This window comes from Mesorhizobium sp. M7A.F.Ca.CA.003.01.2.1 (genome assembly GCF_003998945.1).
GTDB classification, from domain to species: Bacteria; Pseudomonadota; Alphaproteobacteria; order Rhizobiales; family Rhizobiaceae; genus Mesorhizobium; species Mesorhizobium ciceri.
The window spans coordinates 1-5,093 of sequence record NZ_RZRA01000360.1; the positions used below are offsets into that span (position 1 = coordinate 1).

Below are 5,093 nucleotides of genomic sequence, written 5' to 3' on the forward strand. Positions count from 1 at the left end.
GTTCCAAAGCTGCCCGGACTTGTTCGGGCGTTTTCTTCCAGTTCTCGGCGAACTCTGTCATCTCGGGCGTCCGCACGACAAAGAGCGCGTCGACGATCTTCAGATTGGCTTGGCGGAAGAGGTGCTGAAGGTTCTTGGCGCCAAAGAAGCGGATATGTGTGCGATCGAGAAGGCCCCAGTCCCGGTAGTCGACATTGTCATCAAGCATCATCGCCATCATTGCGGCATGATTGGCGTTGGGGATCGACGAGACCACGCTGCCGCCAGGCCGCAGATAGCGGGTGACCTCCCTCAATGTCTCCCAGGGATTGACCAGATGCTCGAGCACATCCGCGATGACGACGGCATCGAAGCGTCGCTCACCGAAGACCTCGCCCCATCCTGGCGTGTTGAGATCGCCCTGGACCGCGTCGACGCAAAAGCTCTTCAGGATCGGAATGCAGTTCGGATCATATTCGAGCGCGGTAACCCGACAGCCGTTCAGAGCTATCAGTGGCTTGGCGATCGACCCCGGTCCGGCGCCGATTTCGAGGACATCCTTATCCCTGCCGACTAACCGCAACACATTTGCCGCAGCCGTGTCCGAATTCGGGTCGACATCGAAAACGTAGATATCTGCTGATGTCTTCTGTTTTGCGCTCACTTATCCGTGCCTCGTGTGTCTGCGCCAATCTTTCGGATCGGCAAAGCAAGCTTTGACAATGCTTTCGCAACTTTCCACGATTTGCTCTCGTGGATAAGCGTTAGCTCGCGCGCCGCTGCCTGAAGGCTTTCCGTCACGGCCGCCAATTGGCCTCTCAGGGCCGAAACGTCAAGGCCCTGCTTGTCGTACTGCTCGGTGAGCGATCCTAAATCCGCTTGGAGAGCTGACATCTGGCTGACATGCTTTGCGATTTCCTGTCTCGCATCTGTGAGTTGTGCCGAGCGCGTTGAGAGCTCGGCATTCAAGCTCGCGATCTCATCGATTCTCGTGGCCAACTCGCTTGACTTGGCGGCGATCTCCAATCGCAGTTGTTCTGCTTGGTCCCTCAGGGTCGAAACGTCCAGGCCCCGGCTGTCGTACTGCTCGGTGAGCGATCTCAAATCTGCCTGGAGAGCTGACATCTGGCTGACATACCTTGCGATTTCCTGTCTCGAATCTGCGAGTTGCGCCGAGCGCGTTGAGAGTTCGGCATTCAAGCTCGCAATCTCACCGATCCTTGTGGCCAACTCGGTGGCCAACTCGCTTGACTTCAGTCGCTCTGCTCTTATCTCACCCTCGACCGCCTGCCCTTCCATTGGGTTCTGGTCCTCAACCATCGCTACGATCTTTGATTTCAACGCATCGCGTTCCGCGCTAAGTTGATCGACTTGAGACATCAGCGCCCGGACATTGCCGACCAGTCTTAACTCTGTGGCGGCGTAATCGGTTGTCGGCGCGAGGCGCGCCTTGGTCTCACGCGCCAGCAATTCGGCAAACATGACTTGGCCAGCCGGCAGCCAACTGTCCTCAAATTCGTCATAGATTGCATCGAGTTCGGCGGTCGCTGCTGGCGAAGACGCGTCTTCCTCGAGGTCGAGCATGGCAACATAGGCTCGCTTGACCAGATCCGGCACGCCATCATTAGCCATGAGCAAGTCGACGCTCGCCAGATGGTGCTGGTGATCAGTCGACAGATAAGCTGCAATTTCTTTCTCGACAGAGCTAATCTTGCGCGGCCATTCGATCGAAAATCGTTCTGAGATCTTCTCCAGGGCAGGCCCGAAATCTCGAACCATCGACTCGTACGACAAGAAGACACGAGGTGAATTCCTAGTGCTTCTCTCGGAGGCCAGAACGTAGTTCAGCCAAACGAGGGAGGCGAATCCCAGATCCATTCCGTCGCGCTTTGCCAGCGATTTGGCGACCGACAGTGGATTGCGAGTGATCGTTACATAGTCAGTCTTGTACCTGAGCGATGTAAGCAGTTGCTGATAGATCGGCACAATGCGCGAAATCCGCGGCTCCTTGAGCACGATCGTTGGCATGCCGCCATATTCGCCATCGAGTAGGCGAGCGATCTCGTCGTGGTAGAATCTTAACCGGCTTGCCGACAGTTCCTCGACCCGGACCGGCCTCCAATCGTCCCACCGGCTACCAAGTTCGAGCAAGAGCTGCTCGTTCAGCAGGGCCAGATGCAATGGTTCCCAATAACCTGTCCGGTTGCTTTCGTCGGCGGGAATCAAGTTCTTTGGTGGAGCAACACCCAGCAGTTGAAGCACGCCGGCCAACGCGCTGGTGCCGGACCGATGCATGCCAAGAACCATCAAGCAGGTGCGCTCGCCCTGGCTTTCTCGCTTTAACTTCGAACTCTTCATTGTCGTCGCGGCAACAGCCATAATTGTATCCCATGGATGGGCAAGCCACAGAGCTGGCTTCTGCGATCATGAGCCTTGCCTGTACTCTACGCCGGTTTTGGAAGCTGCAACCGAGTCATTACGTCTCTGAAGGCCGTCCCAGTATGGAAATGGCCAGCGTGCCATCATGTCGCGACATGTTATGACTATAATGTGGCGCGCCCGCGCCCCACCTCTGGTAGCTTTGTCCTCTGCACGCACTCGACCCGCAAACTTGGCCTTCATAGCCATTTCGACCAGTTGCGTCGTAGCGAGGTCGAGAGCAGAGTCAATTGCGGCAAAACCGAAACAACGCTGACGCGGCGGCAGTGTCCAAATCGCAACGCACCGATCGGACTCCACCGATCCAGTAACAGGGCGTCAAGCTTACTCGTATTCACGCTCTTGTCCGAAAAAACCTCTGGCTATGCCCTCGCACCCGCAGTATGCGATACAGGACGGCGGGGGTCGGGGATGGCACGTGGGTAAGGTGATTGATCGCGAAGTATCTTCGTGTTCGCACTTCGCTGGTGTCGATGCCCTTGAGCCTGGAGTCTAGTGCCGTCCAATGAATTCCCATCTAGAAGCTGTGTTCGGGCTCAGGCCACAGATGCGGCGCGCCTTCATCATGGTCCAGGACGTGGTCATGGTCCTGGTCGCCGTGGCACTCAGCCTTATTCTTTCGCGGTCGAATCTTTCGTTCGAAGCGTTCTCCAACGAGGGTCTGGCGACATGGGCGGGCATCGTCGTCATCAGCCATTTGTTGTTCCGCTACAGTGGCCTTTACACCACTGTCTGGCGCTTCGCCTCGACGCCGGACTTTTTCAACATCCTGAAGAGCTGCGCGATTTTGACGTTCACTCTTTACATGGCGTCGCTGCTGCTGCGTTTTTACCGGCCGGTGGCGGGGCTCAACGAGCGTCAGTTCATCGTCTTCTTCCTCGTCTCCTTCACCATCATATCGGCACCCCGGCTGTTCTACCGCTTCCTGCGTGACGGCGCGAGCTGGGGGATTCTGAGCCGCAAGACCGACCAGCAGGCCAAGCGCGCTCTGTTTGTCGGCCGGCTCGGCGAGGCCGACCTGATCATTCGCTTCACGCGCACGGCGCAACCGGCGGACTATTCCATCGCAGGCATCATGGCCACCGAGCGCGGCGCACCGTTGGGCACGCGGATTCAAGGTGTTCCCGTGGTGGCGACAATGCCGCGCCTGATCGATGTCCTGGAAGACTATGCGACCGGCACCAAGAGCCTGGACTTGCTGATTTTCGGCAGCGGCGCCGAGCACGAAATCGAGGACTATTCGGAACTTGTGCGCATTGCCCGGCACGGCGACATAAATGTGGTGCAGTTCTCAGGCCTTTCGGAGTTGGAACAGCACGGAAAGCTGGTTCTCGACACCGTCGAGATGGAAACGATCCTGCGCCGGCCGACGGTCGCGTCCGATATCCAGCGTATCGGCGCCTTTGTCGGCGGCAAACGCGTTCTGGTGACCGGCGGTGCCGGTTCTATCGGTCAGACGCTGGTCAGGCGGTCGCTGGAACTCGGAGCCGAGGCGGTGCTGGTCGCCGACAACTCCGAGTTCGGCATTTTCCAGCTGAGCCAGTATGTTGACGAGAAGGACCACGACCGCCTCAAGGTCCGCATCGTCGATGTCGCGGACCGGCGCCAGATAACGCGTGTCGTCACGGAATTCCGGCCGGACATCATCTTTCATGCCGCGGCCCTCAAGCATGTTCCGCTGCTCGAGGAAAACTGGGATTCGGCCATCCAGACCAATATCTTCGGAACGCTCGTCTGTGCCGAGGTCGCCGCCAAGTGCGGGGTTGCGCAATTTGTCCTGATATCGAGCGACAAGGCGGTGGATCCCTCGTCAGTGCTCGGCATGACGAAGCGGGCCGCCGAACAGATCATCAGCGCCTTGCATGGCACGCCGGCAGGCGAGACAAGCGGGCGTCGCCCGGCCACCAAGTTCATTGCAGTGCGGTTCGGCAACGTCTTCGGCAGCAATGGTTCGGTGGCGACCATATTCCAGGCGCAGATCGAGGCCGGAGGGCCCGTCACCATCACCGACCGGCGCATGACACGCTATTTCATGACCGTGGCCGAAGCCGTCGATCTCGTCATCATGTCGGCGGCCGATGCCGCGTCGCGGCAGAGCGGAGACGATTATGCCGTCTATATGCTCGACATGGGCAAGCCGGTACCGATCCTTGAAGTGGCCGAAACGATGATCCGCTTGTCCGGAAAGAGCCCATACAAGGACGTCGCGATCCGGTTCACCGGCATAAGGCCGGGTGAAAAACTCCACGAAACGCTGCATGGCGAAGACGAGGAACTCGTCGAACTCGGCATCTCGAAGATTTTCGGCCTCAGCACGGACGTCGTGGAATGGTCGGATGTCCAGGTCGCGCTCACGGCGCTGCAGCAGTCGGCGAAAAACCAGGACAAGGCTGCCGCGCTCGCCGCATTGGCAGGTCTCGACCGCGCCAAGAAGGCCAGGGCAAGTGCACGTCAAGACGCGATTCCGAAGACGGCCGGGCAGGCGACCTAGAACAATTCCGGGAAAAGCGCACGGCGCTTACCTTTGGGAATTGCGCCAAATCAAAGAGATAGATCCAATCAGAATCAGAAAGCGATCTTGCTCGTGAGCAAAGATGATCTGCGCATCGCGGTCCTGATGGGCACGAAAGACGGCGCCGCCTTCATCGAGGAGCAGCTGCAGTCCCTGCTCGAGC

At 58.5% G+C, this 5,093-nt stretch carries 3 protein-coding genes; 1 reads left to right on the top strand and 2 read right to left on the bottom strand.

Translation table 11 applies throughout. The annotated features are described in order from the left end of the window. A partial coding sequence (locus tag EN969_RS16035) for a class I SAM-dependent methyltransferase (protein ID WP_164758287.1) occupies nucleotides 1-643 on the bottom strand: 643 nt, incomplete at its 3' end. Continuing rightward, a complete protein-coding gene (locus EN969_RS16040; RefSeq protein WP_013532717.1) occupies nucleotides 640-2,358 on the bottom strand; it encodes a sulfotransferase family protein in 1,719 nt (572 codons plus the stop codon). The genes EN969_RS16040 and EN969_RS16035, both read right to left, overlap by 4 nt. A gap of 565 nt (nucleotides 2,359-2,923) precedes the next feature. Here EN969_RS16040 and EN969_RS16045 point away from each other — a divergent pair. Beyond that, nucleotides 2,924-4,909: a nucleoside-diphosphate sugar epimerase/dehydratase gene (locus EN969_RS16045; RefSeq protein ID WP_063167692.1), complete on the top strand. Its 1,986-nt coding sequence runs from the start codon at nucleotides 2,924-2,926 to the stop codon at nucleotides 4,907-4,909. Nucleotides 4,910-5,093 lie beyond the last annotated feature (184 nt).

What these genes read in the sequence shown, in the direction of transcription:
- EN969_RS16040 (WP_013532717.1), bottom strand. Translation starts at nt 2,358, where the DNA reads ATGGCTGTTGCCGCGACGACAATGAAGAGTTCGAAGTTAAAGCGAGAA.
- EN969_RS16045 (WP_063167692.1), top strand. Translation starts at nt 2,924, where the DNA reads ATGAATTCCCATCTAGAAGCTGTGTTCGGGCTCAGGCCACAGATGCGG.